The sequence below is a fragment of the Actinomadura rugatobispora genome (genome assembly GCF_055379765.1).
On the sequence record NZ_AP029191.1, the window covers coordinates 11313821 to 11331621 of the forward strand.

The window sequence follows — 17801 nt, forward strand, 5'->3', positions numbered from 1 at the left end:
CGATCTGAGGAGGTCATGTGCCCGCGGTAGACAAGATCTGGTTCACCCGCTGCCCTGTCCCCACGGCCAGCGGCCTGGCGCACGGCCGGGGCCGGCTGACGGAGGCGTTCGCCGGGCTCGGCGTGGAGGTCGGCGTCCTGCAGGACGCGGGGCCCGAACTGGCCCGCCACCACTTCGACCACGGCCTGACCGGGCTGTTCCGCGAGGGCGGCAACGTGCCCGCGCTGGCCGCCCGGTCGGCGGGGGCGCCGACCCGGCTGATCGGCCTGACCTGGATCGAGGAGTGGCAGTCGATCCTGGTCAGGCCGGGCTCGGGCATCGAACGGGCCGCGGACCTGCGCGGCGCCCGGGTCGCCCTGCCCGCCTGGGCGGAGAGCCGCGCCAAGAGCTTCCCCCGGGCGATGGCCCTGCACGGCGTCAAGGGCGCCCTCGCGCAGGGCGGCCTGGTCCTGGACGACGTGACGTTCGTCGAGGTCGAGGCCGACCTGTCGCCCTCGGTCGGGCGCGACGCGGGCGACCGGACGATCTCCTGGCCCGGCCTGCGGGAGCTGGCGCGCGGCGAGGTGGACGCGGTCTACGTCAAGGGCGCGCGGGCCGCCGACCAGGCCCGCGAGCTGGGTCTGGCCGTCGCCGTCGACCTGGACGCCCACCCCGATCCGCGCACCCGCGTGAACAACGGCACGCCGCGGCCGATCACCGTCCACGAGCGGCTGCTGGAGGAGCGTCCCGACCTGGTCGTGACGTTCCTGCGGGAGTCGCTGCGGGCCGCCGACTGGGCCGCGGAGGACCTCGGCGGCGTCCGGGAGATCCTCGCGCGGGAGACCCGGTCCGGCGCCGAGGGCGTCGCGACCGCGTACCGGGGCGGCTTCCACCGCTCCCTGCACCCCGCGCTGACGGAGGAGCGGCTCGGCCTGCTGCGGATCCAGAAGGACTTCCTGCTGGTGCACGGCTTCCTGGACGCCGACGTCGACCTGGACGCCTGGGTCGCGCCCGAGCCGCTCCGCCTCGCCCGCGAGGCGAACGAGAAGAAGGAGAAGGGGGAGGGGGAGGCGGCATGACCGAGCCGAGGTTCTACATCACCCTCCCCACCCGCGGGGACGGTGCGCGCGGCGGGCGGGGACCGGCCCCGGTGCCCGCGTCCGCGGTCGCCACCGACCTGCGGCCGGGACGGTACGGCCCGTTCGACCATCTCGCGCAGATCGCCCGCGCCGCCGAGATCGCGACCTTCCACGGCGTGCTGGCCCCCTTCGACCCGGCGGGCGAGGAGTCGCTGGTCGTGACGGCGGGCGTGCTGCGGCAGAACCGGTGGCTGCGCGCGGTCGCCGGGTTCCATCCGGGCATCGCCACCCCGGTGTACGCGGCGAAGCTGTCGGCGTCCGTGCAGCGCTTCTCCGGGGACAGGCTCGACTGGCGGATCGAGGTGGACCTCGACCCGGCCACGGCGCGCGCGCAGGGCGACTTCCTGCGCGGCCCGGACCGCTACGCGCGCGCCGACGAGTTCCTGACCGTGGCCAAGGGGGTGTGGCACGAGGAGGACTACACCTACGAGGGCCGGTTCTTCCAGGTGCTCGCGGGCGGATTCGCCGGACCGCTGGCGGGCAGCGCCTTCCCCCGCGTGCACCTGTCGGGCACCTCCGAGGAGGCCCTGGACCTGTCGGCCCGGCACGCCGACCTGCACGTCTTCGACCTCGGCGACGACCTCGACGCGCTGGTCGCCGACCTCGGCGGGCGGGCCGCCGCACGCGGCCGCACCGTCGCGTACGGGCTGCGGCTGCCGGTGCTGGCCCGCGAGGACGAGGAGGAGGCGCGGGCCGAGGCCGGCCGCCGCACCGCCGCCGGATCGCCGCCGGCCGGGCTGGTCGGGTCGTTCGGCGGCACGGCCGAGGCCATCCGGGCCTACGCCGACCGCGGCGTCACCGCCTTCTTCCTGGAGGCCAGGCCCTCGATCGAGGAGACCTACCGGCTCGGCGAGCAGCTGCTGCCCCTGCTCACCGGGGTCGCGGAGAGCAAGGAGATCGAGCATGCCGATTGACATCTACTGGCGCATCGGCACCCACGGCGACCAGCCGTCGCTGCGCCGCCGCATCGCCAGCCGCGGCGGCTGGGCGCCGGACGCGCCCGGCCGGGTCGCGCCGGGCGTACGGGACGGGCGGCCCGACGGCTACACCCATCTGGACCACATGGCGGACGTGGCGCGCTCCTCGGAACTGGCCGGGTTCGTGGGCGGGCTGCTGCCCTCGTTCCCGTTCACCGACGACCCGTGGGCGGCCGCCGCGAGCCTGGCCCGGGAGACCACCACCTACCGGTTCATGATCGCCTACCAGCCCGGGTTCCTGCACCCGGTGCAGGCGGCGCGGATGTCGGCGAGCCTGCAGCGCGCCACCGGCGGCCGGGTCGTCTACAACGTCATCTCCGGCGGGGGCGGGCCGGCCCAGCTGTGGTGGGGCGACAAGGTCGACCACGACGACCGCTACGCCCGCACCTCGGAGTTCCTGGACGTGCTGAAGGGCGTCTGGGGCGGCGGCCCGTTCGACTACGAGGGGCGCTTCTACCGCGTCGAGGGCGCCGGCCTGCCCGAGCCGCTGGCTGGGCAGCCCTTCCCGGAGATCTACTTCTCGGGGTCCTCGCCCGCCGCGATCCAGGCGGCCGGGCGGCACGCCGACTACTACCTGTCGTGGCTGGAGCCGTTCCCCGCGCTGGCCGCCAAATTCGACCAGGTCCGCGCGGAGAGCGCCGCCATCGGGCGGGCGCCGCGGTTCGCGGTGCGGATCGACGTGCTGGCGCGCGAGACCGAGGCGGAGGCCTGGGACGAGATCCGCCGCGGCTGGCGGCACGTCGACCCGGCCGCGCTGCGCGGCCCCGAGGCCTCGGGCGACTCGGTGGGCTGGCTGCGCAGCGCGTCGTTCATCGACTGGCCGGTGCGGGACTTCCGCGAGCTGGAGGCGTCCCCGAACGTGTGGGGCGGTTTCCACCTGCTGCGCGGCGGCCCCGCCTTCGGCCTGGTCGGCTCCTACGAGCAGGTCGCGGCCCGCCTGGACGAGCTGGTCGCCCTCGGCGTGGACGCGTTCATCCTCGCCGGTGTCCCGCACCTGGAGGAGTCCTACCGCGTCGGCGAGAACGTCCTGCCCCTCCTGCGCGGCGCCACCGCCGCCGCCACCCCGCCCGCACCGATTTCCGCAACGAGAGGAACCCTCTGATGAGCCCCAAGGTCGGCTATTTCCCGAACAACAACTCCCTGTGGGTGCTGCGCCACCGCGGCATCCTGGAGCGCGCCCTGCCCGAGGTGGAGTGGGTGGACCTGCGCTCCCTCCCGGCGGGTGGGCGCCCGGCGCCCACCGAGGGCCTGCCCACGCTGCACGGCGACCACCTGTTCGACGGCGGGTACGACTTCATCGGCACCGGCTCCACGCCGCCGGTCACCGCCCAGGCCAAGGGGCACGACATCGTGTACGTCGCCGTCTCGGGCCCGCGGCACGAGAACGGCCGGCTGGTCGCCCACGAGGACTCCGGCATCGCCTCCCCCGCCGACCTGAAGGGGAAGCGGGTCGCCCTCGGGCACGGCTCGTGGCAGACCACGCTGCTGCTGTTCGCGCTCGACGACGCGGGGCTGACCTGGAACGACATCGAGCCCGTCGACGCCTACTCCGACGCGGCGCAGCTGTTCCTGGACCGCGGGGTGGACGCCTGGGTCGGCTCGTACCCGGCCCTGACCCGGGTCGAGGAGCAGGCCTCGATCCGCACGCTGGTGGACACCGACGGGCTGTTCAGCCACCGCTCGCTGTGGTTCACCCGGCGCGACTTCGCCGAGGGGCACCGGGAGGAGCTCGCCGCCATCGTCGCCGCGCTCCAGGAGTCGGACGCCTGGATCCGGGAGAACCCGCGTGAGGCGGCCGAGCTGTTCGCGGCCGACGACGGCGGCGACGTGGCGACCTGGGAGAACGCGCTGCGCCGCCGCCCGTTCGGGCTGCGGCCGCTCGAGCCGGAGTTCGTGGCCGAGCAGCAGCGCGCCGCCGACCTCTTCCACGCCGCCGGGCTGGTCGACCGGAAGATCACCGTCGCCGACGCGGTGCTGACCGGCCTGTCCGACCTGCTCGAACCGGCCGAGCGCGCCGCGAGCTGACGCGCCGCCCCGCCGGCGCGCCGCGCGGGGCGCGCCGGCGGGGTTCCCCGGCGGGCCGGGCGCCCCTATGCGGAGGGGCGCTTGGCCACCAGGGTGAGGACGTCGTACTTGGCGACCGAGGCGCCGTCCTGGTTGGTCACGTCGGTGTCCCACCGCACCTCGCCGTGCCCGGCGCCCTCCCGCGGGGAGATCTGCTTGGCGGTGAGCGTGACCGTCAGCTCGTCCCCCGGGTAGACGGGCGTGAGGAAGCGCAGGTTCTCCAGGCCGTAGTTGGCCAGGACGGGGCCCGGCTCCGGATCGACGAACAGGCCGGCCGCGAACGACACCACCAGGTAGCCGTGCGCGACGCGCCCGCCGAAGAACGGGTTGGCCCTGGCCGACTCGTCGTCCATGTGGGCGTAGAAGGTGTCCCCGGTGAACTCGGCGAAGTGCTCCACGTCGTCGAGGGTGACCGTGCGGGGGCCGCCGACGGCGGTGTCGCCGACGCGCAGGTCCTCCAGGTGCTTGCGGAACGGGTGCGCGTCGGTGACCGTGCGGTCGGTGCCCGGCACCCAGCGGCCCGTCAGCGCGGTCATCATGGCCGGCCCGGACTGCACGGCGGTGCGCTGCATGTGGTGCACGACGCCGCGGATGCCGCCCAGCTCCTCGCCGCCGCCCGCGCGCCCCGGCCCGCCGTGCACGAGGGCGGGCAGCGCCGAACCGTGGCCCGTGGACTCTCCGGCGTCCTCGCCGTTGAGCACGAGCAGCCGCCCGTGCCAGGGCGCGGTGCCCAGCACGACCTCGCGGGCGAAGTCCGGGTCGGCCGTGACGACCGAGCCCGCCAGGCTGCCGCGGCCCCGCGCGGCCAGCTCCACCACCTCGGCGGCGTCCCGGTAGGGCAGCAGCGTGCTGACCGGGCCGAAGGCCTCCACCTCGTGCGGCTCGGCCCGCCAGGGGTCGTCGGCGCGCAGCAGGATCGGCGACAGGAACGCACCCCGTTCGGCGTCGGCGCCCACGACCGGAACGGTCTCCGGATCGCCGAAGACGAGGCGTCCCGCGTCCAGCAGCGCCTTGAGCGAGCGCCGCACCTCCTCGCGCTGGTCGAGCCCGACCAGCGGGCCCATGGTCACGGCGGGGTCGGCCGGGTCGCCGACCGTGATCCCCGCCAGGCGCTCCCGCACGGCCCCGGCCACCTCGTCCATCAGCTCGCCGGGGACGAGGGCGCGGCGGATGGCGGTGCACTTCTGCCCCGTCTTCATCGTCATCTCGGTGACCAGCTGGTCGACGTACAGGCCGAACTCCCCGGTGCCGGGCACGGCGTCCGGGCCCAGGATCGAGCAGTTCAGCGAGTCGGCCTCGGCGTTGAAGCGCACCGACCGCCCGACCAGCGCGGGATGGGTGCGCAGCCGCTGCGCGGTGCCCGCCGACCCGGTGAAGGCGACCAGGTCCTGCTCGGTCACATGGTCGAGCAGGTCGCCCGCCTCCCCGCACAGCAGCTGGACGGTCCCCTCCGGCAGCAGCCCGGACTCCACGATCAGCTCCACCAGCCGGGCGGTGAGGTAGGCGGTCTGGCCCGCGGGCTTGATCAGGCTCGGCATCCCCGCCACGAACGCGGGCGCCAGCTTCTCCAGCGGCCCCCAGACCGGGAAGTTGAACGCGTTGATCTGGATCGCGACCCCGCGCAGCGGCGTGCACAGGTGCTGGCCCACGAAACCGCCGCCCTTGGCCAGCGGCTCCACCTCGCCCTCGACCAGGACGGTCTCGTTGGGCAGCTCCCGCTTGGCCTTGCTCGCGTAGGCGAGCAGGACGCCGATGCCGCCGTCGACGTCGAACCGCGCGTCGGCGCGCGTGGCGCCCGCGCGGGCCGACAGCGCGTACAGCTCGTCGCGGTGCTCGCGCAGATACGAGCCCAGCGCCTTCAGCAGCGAGGCCCGCTGGTGGAAGGTCAGCTCGCGCAGCGCGGGTCCGCCGGTCCGGCGGCCGTGCTCCAGCGCGGCCGCGCGGTCGATGCCCGCGGCGGAGAACCGCGCCACCTCCTCACCGGTCACCGCGTCCGGCAGCGGCGTCCCCTCCCCGTCCGGATCCCGCCAGGAACCCGCCACATAGCTTCGCAACACGACCACTGGGACCTCCTCGTCCACACCGGCTCGTTCGTTCCGTCCCGTTCCGTCGCGGGCCGTGCGGCGCGCGGCCGCAGGACCTCCCCGCCTCTTAACCTTTCACCGATCCGGGCGTTTCACGCCTCGCAGAGGTGACAGCGCCCGGCCCGGTTCTTCGTGCGGATCAACCGGTCGGGACGCCGGCCTCGATCTCCCAGGCCCCGGCGGCGATGTCGACGTTCCCGGACCCGCGCAGACGCTCCAGCACCGCGCGCCAGTCGTCCGTCCAACCGGCGTCGGGTCCGCCGATGGCGGCCAGCGCGATGGCCATCAGCCCGGCGGCGGCGTGGTCCTCCTCCAGCAGCCGCCGCACGATCGGCAGCAGCAGCGGCGGCGGCACCCTGGACGTGCTGTAGCCGCGCAGGCGGTGCCGCAGCTGCTGGTCGCACAGCCGCGCTGCGACCAGGGGCCGGTCGCGGAGCCGCCCGGCCAGCGTCAGCAGCCCGGCCTCCAGCTCCTCGCCCAGCCGTTCGGGGACCGTGCCGCCGCGTCCCCCGGCCACCGGCAGGCGGGACACGGTCAGCCGAGCCGACGCCGCCAGGTACAGCGGATGCCGCGCCATCCGGTCGGCGGCGCGGCGGGCCAGGGGCTCCGGCACCCGATCACCGGACAGGGCCTGGGCGATGCGCGTCACTCGGGACCGCGCCTCGGTGTCCGTGCCGGCGGCGAGGAGGCGGTCGAGGACGTCCACGACCTCGTCCCGGATCGTGCCCGTGTCCAAGAGCGACAGGAACACCGGGAGGTCGCGCCGCCCGGCCGGGTCGCCCGGGTCGCCGACCGCGGCGATGATCTCGCCGGGTCCGCCCTCGTACCAGTGCACCCAGGCGCCGAACGCGCGGGCGGCGCGGAACCGCACGCCCGGTCCGTCGGCGGCCTGCAGCAGGCGCCGGACGAGGGCGGCGTAGCGGGGCCGGTGCTCGAGGGCGTACTCCCACGGCTGGGCCTGGAAGAGGGTCCGGTGCATGATCTCGCCCGCGTACGGCCCGGCCGCGTCGTCGAGCGCGTCCAGGGCCCCGGGCGCCTCGGGCATGTGGCGGAGCGCGACGGCGACCGCGACGCGCACGTCCCTGTGCAGGCCGGGATCCCGCCAGGCGGCGAGCAGGAGGCCGGCGGCGCCCGGGGGCCGGTGGCGCTCGAGCTGGCGCGCGGCCTGCTTCCGAACGGTGATCTTGCTGCCGGGGCCGGTCAGCGCCGCGTTCAGGAGGTCGCCGAGCGGGCCGGGCGGGACCCGCGCGCAGCAGCGTCCCATCGCCGCGACGGCCACCGGGGAGGCCAGGCCGCGGCCCCCGGTGAGCAGCGCCTCCAGGGCGCGGACCGGTTCTCCGCCGTGCGCGAGGGCCTCCAGCGCGGCCTCGGCCAGGACGTTCTCCTTCTCCCCGGCCCAGGCCGCCAGGTCCTCGAACGTCCCGGGCAGGCGGCCGAGGGAGCCGACCGCCGCCAGCCGGGCGGCGACCGGCAGCGACTCCTCGGCGGCGCGGCCGAGGAGCAGGGCGCGGACACGGTCGCGCTGGGCGGGGGTCCAGCGTCCCGCGTCGCTCGCGGCGACCTCTGGTGCCCAGTCGGCGGGCGGGCCGCCGTCCAGGGACGGGACGAGCAGATCGGTGCGGCGGCGCGCCGCCACCTGCCACGCCCGGGGGTGCACGATCGCGTCCCCGCCCGCGCCCAGCAGTTCGGCGGCGCGTTCCTCGCGGGTCGCGGGGTCGTCGAGCCAGAGGTGCGCGGCGGTGCGGGCGAGCGCGTCAGGGGCCCGCCGGACGGCCGCGCGCAGCTCGTCCTGGAGCTCCTCCAGGCCGTGGGCACGGCGGTGGAGGGCGGCGGCCAGCGCCACGGCCAGGGAGAAGTCGCCCCGCTCGCGCGCGGCCCGCAGGTGCGGGCGCAGCCGGTCCAGCAGGTCGTGCTCTCGGCCGCGGCGCAGCACGCGGTCCAGCCGGTGATCGTCGGCGACGGGCCGGCGCCGCGGCACGCGGCGCCGGCTGCGGGGCTCGGGGGCGGTCTCGGGCGGGCCGGCGAGGCCGTCCGCGGCATGGTGGGCGACGAGCCTCACATAGACGTCCATGGCCCACTCGTTCAGCGCGGGTCCCCCGGCGTGCCGGAGGACGCGGGCGGCCAGCGCGCGCAGGGCCCGCCGGGTGCGGGGCGAGGAGTCGCGGGACTCAATGGCGGCGGTGGCGAGCCGGCCGAGGGGTTCGGCGAGGGCGTCGTCGAGGTGGCGGGGGCGCAGCGCGGCCAGCGCCTCCAGCAGCGATCCCCGCACCGGGTCCTGCTCGTTCACGCTGCGCAGCGCGAGTTTGGCGACGACCTCCACGAGTACATCCCCGTCCCCGGTGCGGGCGGCGCACTCCAGCAGGAGCGTCCTGGCCAGGCTCCGCCGGTGCGCGTCCCCGGAGAACGCGGCCTCGCCCAGCGGCCCGGCGGCCTCCTCGTACGGCAGGAACGCCTGGAGCTTCAGCGGCAGGTCCGGGTCGTCGGAATGCGAGCGGGAGGAGTGCCACGCCGAGCCGTGCCAGTCGAGCATCCGGCGGGCCTCGGCCGCCGCGCGCGCCGGGGGCAGCAGCGGCAGGAACGGCAGCGCCCGCAGCCCGGTCAGGACGTCGTCGCCGCGCTCGACGGCGGCGTCGAAGGCGGGCTCGCGCACTCCGGGCGGGAGCGCCTCCAGGAAGGTCCCGAGCCGGTACGACGTGGCCGGGGCCCGCCTGACGATCTCCTCGGCGGGGACGGCGCGCAGGTGGGTGAGCAGGCCGGGCCGCACGCCCGGGTAGCGCCGCCACGACCCGCGCAGCAGCAGTCGCGCCGTGCGGGCGGGGTCGGCCTTGGACAGCGCCGTGGCCGCCGCCGGCGACAGGGCCGGGAGCAGGGAGGTCCGGGTGCGCCGCTCCATGTGCTCCAGCAGGGACAGCACGCGCTCGGGCGCATGTTCGGCCGCGGCCTCGATGCCCGCTCCGCGGGTACGCCACCAGTACCACGCGTAGGTGATCCCGCGGGTCTCGGCCTCGGCGGTGTCCAGGACCGGGCCCGGATGCCGCCTGCCCAGGGCCCGCCAGGCGACCACGGCGTGCTCGAGCCCGGAGAGGGCTTCGGCCACCACGGGCCCGCTGCACGCGGGCAGCAGGGCGGCGGCCTCGCGGTCGCCCCAGCGTTCCCGGACCTGCGGGAGCAGCCGGTCGGCCAGCGCGCCGCGCCGCGCGTGCAGGAGCGTCCGGTAGAACGCCCGGCGCAGCTCGGTCGGGGCGTCGCGCAGCACGGCCTCGGCTGCCTCGTCCGGTACGGGGAGGGTCCGGACGGCGCGCAGCGCGGCGCGGCGCAGGTCCAGGTCGGGCCCGGCCAGGACGGCGGCGATGTGGCCGAGGTCGCGCGCGGCCATGGCCATGTGCAGCGCGGTGCGGCGTTCGTACGGGCCGCGCGCGGACAGCTCGGCCAGAAGTGCGGGCAGTTCGGGTGTCCCGGCCAGGCGCCGGGCGTGCAGGGCCAGCGCGCGCATGCGCCCCGGGTACGGGAGGGGTTCGACGCCGGTCAGCAGCTCATCGGCGGCTCCGGCGGGGTGTTCAGCCGGTTCACCGACCGGCCGGCTGGGGCTCAACGGCCCGGGCGGAGACCGCCCTTCCTCTTGATCATGGTGACGATGATGGCGCATCGGCCCCGGTTCCGGCAACCGCATTGGCGGACAGGCGGTCGACGAGGAGGAGCGTGCCGGGCCCCACCCGGGCGCCCGGCCCGCGTTCCCGCCCGGTGACCTGCATCGCCGCCCGCCCGACCGGGCACGGGAAGGATATGAACGAGATGACACTGCACAGCCCCGCGTTCGACGACAACGCGCGGATCCCGGCCGACTACTCGCACGCCGGAGGCGACGTCTCGCCCCCGTTGCAGTGGTCGCAGGCGCCCGAGGACGTCGTGGAGATCGCGCTGGTCTGCGAGGATCCCGACGCGCCGAGCGGCACGTTCGTCCACTGGCTGCTGGCGGGGATACCGCCCGACACCACCGAGCTGGAGCCGGGCGAGCCGCCCGCCGGGGCCGTCTCCGGGCGCAACGACTACGGGACGCGCGGATACGGCGGCCCGCACCCGCCCCGGGGCGACCAGGCGCACCACTACATCTTCCACCTGTACGGGCTGTCCGAGCCGTCCGGGCTGCCCGAGGGGTTCTCCGCCGAGGACCTCCGGGTCGCCGAGCAGGAGAAGGTCGTGGCCTCGGGCACCCTCGTCGGCACGTTCGGGAGGTGACCATGGACGGGCCCGGCGCGCCCGGGCACCACCGGCAGCCGGCCGGGGACGAGCCGCTGACGGCCCGCAGCCCGCTGCGGCTGCGCGCGGTCCTGTCGACGGTCGCGCTCCTCGCGGGCGCGGTCGCCGCGGTCCTCTTCGCGGTGGCCGGCTCGCACGGCGGCGGCCCCGGCGCCTGGACGGCCGCGGCGATCTGCGCGGTCATCGCGCTGGTCGCCCTGATCGACATAGTGGTGATCGCCCGCCGCGCCCGCGACTGAGCCGCACCGGCCCTCAGGCGTGCGCGGCCAGGTCGATCAGGTCGCGCGCGGCGGCCACGATCGCGTCCGCGTCGATCCCCGCCGCCTCCAGCTGCTCCTCCGGGGTCGCCGAGGCGGGCATGTTCCGCACGGCGAGCCGGGCCATCCGCGGCACCGGGCGGCCGTCGCCGAAGGCCTCGGCCACGGCGTCGGCCAGGCCGCCCTCCGGCCAGTGGTCCTCCACGGTCACCAGCCGCCCGGTCGCGTCCGCCGCCTCGCGCAGCGTCACCGCGTCCACCGGCTTCACCGAGTACAGGTCGACGACGCGGGCCGCGATCCCGGCGGCGGCCAGCCGGTCGGCGGCCTCCAGCGCCTCGTGCACCGTGATCCCGGCGCCGACCAGCGTCACCTCGTCGCGGTCGCTCGCGCGCAGCACCCGGCTGCCGCCGATGGCGAACTCCTCGTCCGGCCCGTAGATCACCGGGGTCTCGCCGCGGCTCGTCCGCAGGTACCTGATCCGCCGGTCGGACCGGCTCGCGGCGGCCATCGCGTCCACCAGCCGGGCGGTCTGGTTGGCGTCGCACGGGTACAGGACGGCGCTGCCGTGCACGGCGCGGAACGCCGCCAGGTCCTCCAGGCCCATCTGGGACGGCCCGTCCTTGCCGATCGCCACCCCGGCGTGGGAGCCGACCAGGTTGACGTCGGCGCGGCTGACGGCGGCCATCCGCACGAAGTCGTACGCGCGGGTCAGGAACGCCGCGAACGTCGCGGCGAACGGCACCCAGCCGCGGGCCTGCATCCCCACCGCCGCCGCGACCAGCTGCTGCTCGGCGATGTAGACCTCGAAGAACCGCTCCGGATGCTCCTTGGCGAAGATCCCCGACCGGGTGGAGTCACCGACCTCGCCGTCCAGCGCGACGACCTCGCCGTACCCGGAGCCGACCGCGGCCAGCGCCGCCCCGAAGGCGTCGCGGGTGGCGACCTCGTCGCCGACCTCGTACCGGGGCAGGGTGACCGGGCCGTGGTCCAGCGGCCGGGCGCAGTGCTCGGCCTCCGGATGCCGGGTCGCCACCGTCAGGTCGCGGCGGCCGCCCAGCTCGGCGACCGCCTCCTCGGTGTCGGGCAGCGGCTTGCCGTGCGCGCCCTCCTTGTCGGCGACCGCGGCGACGCCGTGCCCCTTCTCGGTACGGGCGATGATCGCCGTCGGGCGGCCGGTGGTGGCGCGGGCCTCGCGGTAGGCGGCGTCGATCGCGGCCACGTCATGGCCGTCGATCTCGATCGTGTGCCAGCCGAACGCGCCCAGCCTGCGGGCGTAGGCGCCGGTGTCCCAGCCGTGCCGGGTGGGCCCGCGCTGCCCCAGGCGGTTGACGTCGAGGATGGCCGTGAGGTTGTCCAGGCCCTCGTACCCGGCGTGCTCCGCGGCCTCCCAGATCGACCCCTCGGCCATCTCGCTGTCGCCGCACAGCACGTACACGCGGTACGGCAGCCGGTCCAGGCGCTTGCCCGCCAGGGCCATCCCGACCCCGACGGGCAGCCCCTGGCCCAGCGAGCCGGTGGCCACGTCCACCCACGGCAGGCGGGGGGTGGGATGCCCCTCCAGCCGGCTGCCGAGGGAGCGGAACGTCAGCAGCTCCTCGTCGGAGATCGCCCCGGCCGCGGCGTACAGGGCGTACAGCAGCGGGGACGCGTGCCCCTTGGAGAAGATCAGGTGGTCGTTGCAGGGATTGGAGGGCGCCTCGAAGTCGCAGCGCAGATGGTGGGCCAGCAGCACCGCCATCAGGTCCGCCGCCGACATGGAGGAGGTCGGGTGGCCCGACCCGGCGGCGCCGGACGCGCGGACCGCGTCCACGCGCAGCCTCTGCCCGAGTTCGCGCAGCTCGTGTTGGTCCATGCCGGGCCCCTTACCCGGCATGGGCACGGCAATGCGGGCCGCGGGCCCCCGGCCGTGGTCCGGTGCGGGGTCAGTGCGCGTGGCGGGGACGGCCGCCTCCGGATGGGCGTGCAGCCAGTGGCGTCAGTACCGGTATCGGCGCGCTCTTCTACCGGTACCCGATTCCAGGCACGCTGATGGTCATGACAGAGGCAACCACCGTCCCCCCAGGGAGCGCGCCCCCGGCGGAGCGGTCGAGCGGGCCGCACGGCGGCCGGGTGCTCGCGCTGCTCCTGCTGGGGCACTTCATGGCGATCCTGGACGTCAACATCGTCAACGTCGCCCTGCCGACGCTGCGCGCCGACCTGGGCGCCTCCGGCTCCGGGCTGCAGCTGGTGGTCGCGGGCTACGTCATCGCGTTCGCGGTGCTGCTGATCACCGGCGCGCGGCTGGGCCGCCTGCACGGCCACCGCCGCGCCTTCCACGCCGGCCTGGCCGTCTTCACGCTCGCCTCACTGGCCTGCGGGCTGGCCCCCGGGACCTGGTGGCTGGTCGCCTTCCGGTTCCTGCAGGGCGCGGGCGCCGCCCTGATGTCGCCGCAGGTGATGAGCCTGCTGCAGCGCACCTTCACCGGCGCCGCGCGGGGGCGGGCGCTGGGCCTGTACGCCGCGGTGACCTCCGGAGGCGTCGTCGCCGGGCAGATCGCCGGGGGCCTGCTGGTGAGCGCCGACCTGTTCGGCGCCGGATGGCGCACCGTCTTCCTGGTGAACGTGCCGATCGGCGCGCTGCTGCTGGCCGCCGGGCCGCGCGTGCTGCCCCGGGACGAGGGCAGCCGCGACGGCGGCCTCGACCTGCCCGGCCTGCTGGTGCTCACCCCGGCGGTGCTGCTGTTCGCCGTCCCGCTGATCCTCGGCCACGACCTGGGCTGGCCTGCGTGGGGCTGGGTCTCGCTGGCCGCCGCCGCGGTGCTCCTGCCCGCCTTCGTCGCCGTCGAACGCGGCGTCGCGGCCCGCGGCGGCCGCCCCCTCATCTCCGGCCGGGTGCTGCGCGCCCCCGGCCTGCCCCTCGCCCTGGCCGTCCTGGTGTTCGGGCCGGGCTCGTGGGGGTCGTTCCTGTTCACCACGACCCTGCACCTGCAGGGCGACCTGGAGCTGACGCCGCTGCAGTCGGGGCTGGCCTTCGTGCCGTGCGTCGCCACCTTCGCCCTGGTGGGGCTGACCTGGTCGCGGCTCCCGGAACGGTGGCACGGCTGGACGATCGCCGCCGGGTTCCTGCTGGCCGCCGCGGGCTACGCCGTCCTCGGGCCGCTGGCGGGCGGCGGCGTGCCCTACGAGGTCCTCACCGGCGTGATCGGGCTCGGCCTGGGCGTCCTGCCGATCGTGATGACCGCGGCGCTGCGGCACGTGCCGGCGGACGCGGCGGCCGACGCCAGCGGGCTGCTGCTGACGATGATGCAGCTGGGCCAGGTCGTCGGGATCGCCACCATCGGGACGCTGTTCCTCACGCTGGCCCGCGACGGAGGCTCCACCCGGCACGCCGAGTACGCCACCGGGTGGGCGCTGGCCGCGAGCGCCCTGATCGCCGCCGTGCCGGCCCTGGCACTGGCGCGCCGTACACGTTAGGGGCCGCCGGGCCGGCCGCCCGCCCGGCCCCATGGCGCGGGGCCGGGCAGGGCTGTGAAACGCCGGCTATCGCGTGGCGGCGGGGCGGGGCAGGGCGCACCTGGCGTCCAGGACGACGTCGCTGCGCGCGCCCAGGCAGCGGGCCAGCAGGTAGGTCTGCTGCCCGTAGTTGGTGCCCTTGCGGACGGTGACCCTGCCGTCCCTGCCGACCTCGCACGGGTTGTTCAGGGTGCAGCGCTCGCCGCTCTCGTTGCCGGTGTTGTTGACGCCGACGACCTGGCGGGAGCGGGCGTCCACGATCGGCGACCCGGAGGTGCCGCCGATCGTCTCGCACTCGGGCGTGTAGCGGATGGAGTCCTTCCAGGTCCAGTCCGCCTCGCGCATCCGGTGCACGAAACCGTCGATCTTGCAGGAGTAGATCTTCTTCCAGTAGCCGGAGACCACCCGGATCTGGGTCCCGGCCTTGGGGCGGGCCGGGGAGAGGCGGAGGGCGGAGATCCCGTACTTGCGGCGGATGTCGGCGTAGGTGCTGCTCAGCCGGTACACCGTCACGTCGGTGTCGGTCATGGTCGCGTACTCGATCCGGGTGGCGCGGAGCGTGCCCAGCTGCCTGCGCCCGGACGGGTCGAGCAGCGTGAACGTCCTGGTGGACGGCCGGTCGACGATCACCTCGCCGGCGCCCGGCATGCCGGTCTCCAGGCAGTGCCCGTTGGTCAGGACCAGCGCCTTGTCGCGGTCGGCGGTGCGCGGCCCGCGCACCAGGGAGCCGGAGCAGTTGTCGAGCGCCACGGTCCCGGCGAAGTCGACCTTCCCGGCGGGCGCGGCCGCCTGTGCGGGGCCGCCCACGGCGGTCAGCGCGGCGCCGCCCGCCGCCAGGGCGAGGGCCGCTCCGGCCAAGGGTCTGATCATGGGTGTCCTCTCTGCGAGGGCGGCGCACGGTCACGGCCGCCGGGCATGCCGATCGATGATGTCCGGCGGTCCGGCGGCGGGCAAGGCCAATGGCCGTGAAGCCGCGAATCCCTTGCCGCGGCGGGAATCCGAAGATCATCCAAACCCGTACGATGTACCGCATGGCCGACGAACCGATTCGCTGGGGAATCCTGGGCACGGGCGGGATCGCGGAGGTCTTCACCGCCGACCTGCTCCGCCTCGACGGGCACGAGGTCGCCGCCGTCGGGTCCCGCTCCGCCGCGACCGCCGCGACCTTCGCCGCCCGCCACGGCATCGGCCGGGCCCACGGCTCGTACGCCGACCTGGCGGCCGACGGCGAGGTGGACGTCGTCTACGTCGCCACGCCCCACCCCGTGCACTTCGAGCCCGCCCGGCTGTGCCTGGAGGCGGGCCGGGCGGTGCTGGTGGAGAAGCCGCTCACCACATCGGCGGCCGACGCAGAGCGGCTCGCCGCGATCGCCCGCGACCGCGGCGTGTTCGCCATGGAGGCGATGTGGACGCGCTTCAGCCCGCTGACCCGGCGGCTGCACGCGCTGGTCGGCGAGGGCGCGATCGGGGACGTCTCGGCCGTGTACGCCGACTTCGCCACGGCGCCGCCGTTCGATCCCGAGCACCGGCTGTGGTCGGCGGACCTGGCCGGGGGCGCGCTGCTGGACCTGGGCTGCTACGTCCTGTCGGTGACCTGGCCGCTGCTGGGCCCGCCCGACAGCGTGCAGGCCACCGCGTCACCGGCACCGACGGGCGTGGACGCCAACACCGGGATCCTGCTCGGGTACGGCTCGGGCGCGGTGGCGCTGCTGCACTGCGGGCTCATGGGCGAGTCGCCGCACACCGCCACCGTCGTCGGGACCAGGGGCCGCATCGAGCTGGCCTCACCGTTCTACCGGCCCGAGTCCCTGACGCTGACCCGCGCGGGCGGGGAGACCGAGGTCTTCACGGTGGACCTGGCGGGCAACGGCTACACCTACCAGGCCGAGGAGGTCGCGCGGTGCCTGCGGCTCGGCCTGACCGAGTCGCCGCTGCTGCCCCTGGACGAGTCGGTGGCCGTGCTCCGCGTCGTCGACGAGATCGCCGCCTCCTTCCGCCGCCAGGCCCCCGGCCGCGACGGATCGGCGCGCGGCTAGTCGACCTCGACCCAGCCGAAGGTGCGCTCGACGGCCTTGCGCCAGCCCGCGTACCCCTTCTCCCGCTGCTCCTCGTCCCACTCGGGCTCCCAGCGGCGGTCCTCGTTCCAGTTCTGCCGCAGCTCGTCGGTCGTGCGCCAGAACCCGACGGCCAGGCCCGCGGCGTACGCGGCGCCCAGCGCGGTGGTCTCGGCGACGACCGGACGCGACACCGGCACGCCCAGGACGTCGGCCTGCAGCTGCATGCACAGCTCGTTGGCGGTGACCCCGCCGTCGACCTTCAGCACGTCCAGGGAGACGCCCGAGTCCGCCCGCATCGCCTCGACCACGTCGCGGGACTGGTAGCAGATGGCCTCGAGGGTGGCCCGCGCGAGATGGGCGTTGTTGTTGAAGCGGGACAGGCCGACGATGGCGCCGCGCGCGTCGCTGCGCCAGTACGGGGCGAACAGCCCCGAGAACGCGGGCACGAAGTACACGCCGCCGTTGTCGTCGACCTGCCGGGCCAGCGACTCGCTCTGCGCGGCGCCGGAGATGATCCCGAGCTGGTCGCGCAGCCACTGCACCGCCGACCCGGTCACCGCGATCGAGCCCTCCAGCGCGTACACCGGGGCCTCGTGGCCCAGCTGGTAGCAGACCGTGGTGAGCATCCCGGCCTTGGAGCGCACCAGCTCGCCGCCGGTGTTGAGGAGCAGGAAGTTGCCCGTCCCGTAGGTGTTCTTGGCCTCGCCTGGCGCGAAGCAGACCTGGCCCACGGTGGCGGCCTGCTGGTCGCCGAGGTCGCCGGACAGCGGCACCTCGCCGCGCAGCGGCCCGGACGCCCGGGTCGCCCCGTACGGGTCGGGCGCCGACGACGGCCTGATCTCCGGGAGCATGGCGCGCGGCACGCCGAAGAACGACAGCAGCTGGTCGTCCCAGTCGAGGGTCTCCAGGTCCATCAGCATGGTGCGGCTGGCGTTGGTGACGTCGGTGACGTGCACCCCGCCGTCGATGCCGCCGGTGAGGTTCCACAGCACCCAGGTGTCGATGTTGCCGAAGACCGCCTCACCGCGCTCGGCGTCCTCGCGCACGCCCTCGACGTTCTCCAGGATCCACTGGATCTTGCCGCCGGAGAAGTAGGTGGCGGGCGGCAGCCCGGCCCGGTGCCGGATGGTGTCGCCGCGCCCGTCGCGTTCCAGTGCGGCCGCGATCCGGTCGGTGCGGGTGTCCTGCCAGACGATGGCGTTGTAGTACGGGCGCCCGGTGCGCCGGTTCCACACGACCGTGGTCTCGCGCTGGTTGGTGACGCCCAGCGCCGCCAGGTCGGTGTGGCGCAGGTTCGCGGTGTTGCGGGTGGTCTCGATGACGGCGCGGGTGCGTTCCCAGATCTCGGTGGGGTTGTGCTCCACCCAGCCGGCCCGGGGCAGGATCTGCTCGTGCTCGAGCTGGTGGCGGGCGATCTCGTTGCCGCCGTGATCGAAGATCATGAACCGGGTGCTGGTCGTGCCCTGGTCGAGCGCTCCGACGAAGTCGGCCATCG

Annotated in this window: 13 protein-coding genes; 8 read left to right on the plus strand and 5 right to left on the minus strand. The window is 75.5% G+C overall.

What is annotated here, in order from left to right; genetic code table 11:
• Positions 1-17 precede the first annotated feature (17 nt).
• From ACZ466_RS50715 to ACZ466_RS50730, 4 genes are read left to right on the plus strand one after another with little or no spacing between them, the layout of a single operon-like run.
• Positions 18-1058 carry an ABC transporter substrate-binding protein gene (locus ACZ466_RS50715; protein ID WP_378281159.1) on the plus strand — a complete coding sequence of 347 codons (1041 nt, stop codon included), beginning with the start codon at positions 18-20 and terminating at the stop codon, positions 1056-1058.
• Positions 1055-2032 (plus strand): LLM class flavin-dependent oxidoreductase, encoded by a 978-nt coding sequence (locus ACZ466_RS50720; RefSeq protein ID WP_378281160.1) that lies wholly within the window; start codon positions 1055-1057, stop codon positions 2030-2032. The genes ACZ466_RS50715 and ACZ466_RS50720 overlap by 4 nt, the downstream gene beginning before the upstream one ends.
• On the plus strand, positions 2022-3197 hold the full coding sequence (locus ACZ466_RS50725; RefSeq protein ID WP_378281161.1) for an LLM class flavin-dependent oxidoreductase: 1176 nt from the start codon (positions 2022-2024) through the stop codon (positions 3195-3197). The genes ACZ466_RS50720 and ACZ466_RS50725 overlap by 11 nt, the downstream gene beginning before the upstream one ends.
• Positions 3197-4120, plus strand: a complete 924-nt coding sequence (locus ACZ466_RS50730) for an ABC transporter substrate-binding protein (protein WP_378281162.1) — start codon at positions 3197-3199, stop codon at positions 4118-4120. The genes ACZ466_RS50725 and ACZ466_RS50730 overlap by 1 nt, the downstream gene beginning before the upstream one ends.
• 65 nt (positions 4121-4185) lie before the next feature.
• On the opposite strand, the gene paaZ is transcribed toward ACZ466_RS50730, so the two are convergent.
• Both paaZ and ACZ466_RS50740 read right to left on the minus strand, forming a co-directional pair.
• Positions 4186-6222, minus strand: a complete 2037-nt coding sequence (gene paaZ / locus ACZ466_RS50735; RefSeq protein ID WP_378281163.1) for a phenylacetic acid degradation bifunctional protein PaaZ — start codon at positions 6220-6222, stop codon at positions 4186-4188.
• A 160-nt stretch (positions 6223-6382) separates the two neighbouring features.
• On the minus strand, positions 6383-9736 hold the full coding sequence (locus ACZ466_RS50740) for a hypothetical protein (RefSeq protein ID WP_378281164.1): 3354 nt from the start codon (positions 9734-9736) through the stop codon (positions 6383-6385).
• Between the two features lie 299 nt (positions 9737-10035).
• Between ACZ466_RS50740 and ACZ466_RS50745 the strand changes: the two genes are divergently transcribed.
• Both ACZ466_RS50745 and ACZ466_RS50750 read left to right on the plus strand, forming a co-directional pair.
• Positions 10036-10479, plus strand: coding sequence for a YbhB/YbcL family Raf kinase inhibitor-like protein (locus ACZ466_RS50745; protein WP_378281165.1), 444 nt, complete (start codon positions 10036-10038; stop codon positions 10477-10479).
• Between the two features lie 2 nt (positions 10480-10481).
• Entirely contained in the window at positions 10482-10739 is a 258-nt protein-coding gene (locus ACZ466_RS50750; RefSeq protein WP_378281166.1) for a DUF6343 family protein, read from the plus strand.
• A 13-nt stretch (positions 10740-10752) separates the two neighbouring features.
• On the opposite strand, the gene ACZ466_RS50755 is transcribed toward ACZ466_RS50750, so the two are convergent.
• The gene (locus ACZ466_RS50755; protein ID WP_378281167.1) at positions 10753-12609 is read right to left on the minus strand and encodes a transketolase; all 1857 of its coding nucleotides are present in this window, start codon (positions 12607-12609) and stop codon (positions 10753-10755) included.
• Positions 12610-12791: 182 nt separating this feature from the next.
• On the opposite strand from ACZ466_RS50755, the gene ACZ466_RS50760 reads away from it, so the two are divergent.
• Entirely contained in the window at positions 12792-14210 is a 1419-nt protein-coding gene (locus ACZ466_RS50760; protein WP_378281168.1) for an MFS transporter, read from the plus strand.
• A 66-nt stretch (positions 14211-14276) separates the two neighbouring features.
• On the opposite strand, the gene ACZ466_RS50765 is transcribed toward ACZ466_RS50760, so the two are convergent.
• Positions 14277-15119 carry a trypsin-like serine peptidase gene (locus tag ACZ466_RS50765; RefSeq protein WP_378281169.1) on the minus strand — a complete coding sequence of 281 codons (843 nt, stop codon included), beginning with the start codon at positions 15117-15119 and terminating at the stop codon, positions 14277-14279.
• 161 nt (positions 15120-15280) lie between these two features.
• Between ACZ466_RS50765 and ACZ466_RS50770 the strand changes: the two genes are divergently transcribed.
• Positions 15281-16285: a Gfo/Idh/MocA family protein gene (locus ACZ466_RS50770; protein WP_378281170.1), complete on the plus strand. Its 1005-nt coding sequence runs from the start codon at positions 15281-15283 to the stop codon at positions 16283-16285.
• Here the strand turns inward: ACZ466_RS50770 and glpK are convergent.
• The gene (gene glpK / locus ACZ466_RS50775) at positions 16282-17799 is read right to left on the minus strand and encodes a glycerol kinase GlpK (protein ID WP_464042196.1); all 1518 of its coding nucleotides are present in this window, start codon (positions 17797-17799) and stop codon (positions 16282-16284) included. The genes ACZ466_RS50770 and glpK overlap by 4 nt on opposite strands.
• Between the last annotated feature and the right edge of the window lie 2 nt (positions 17800-17801).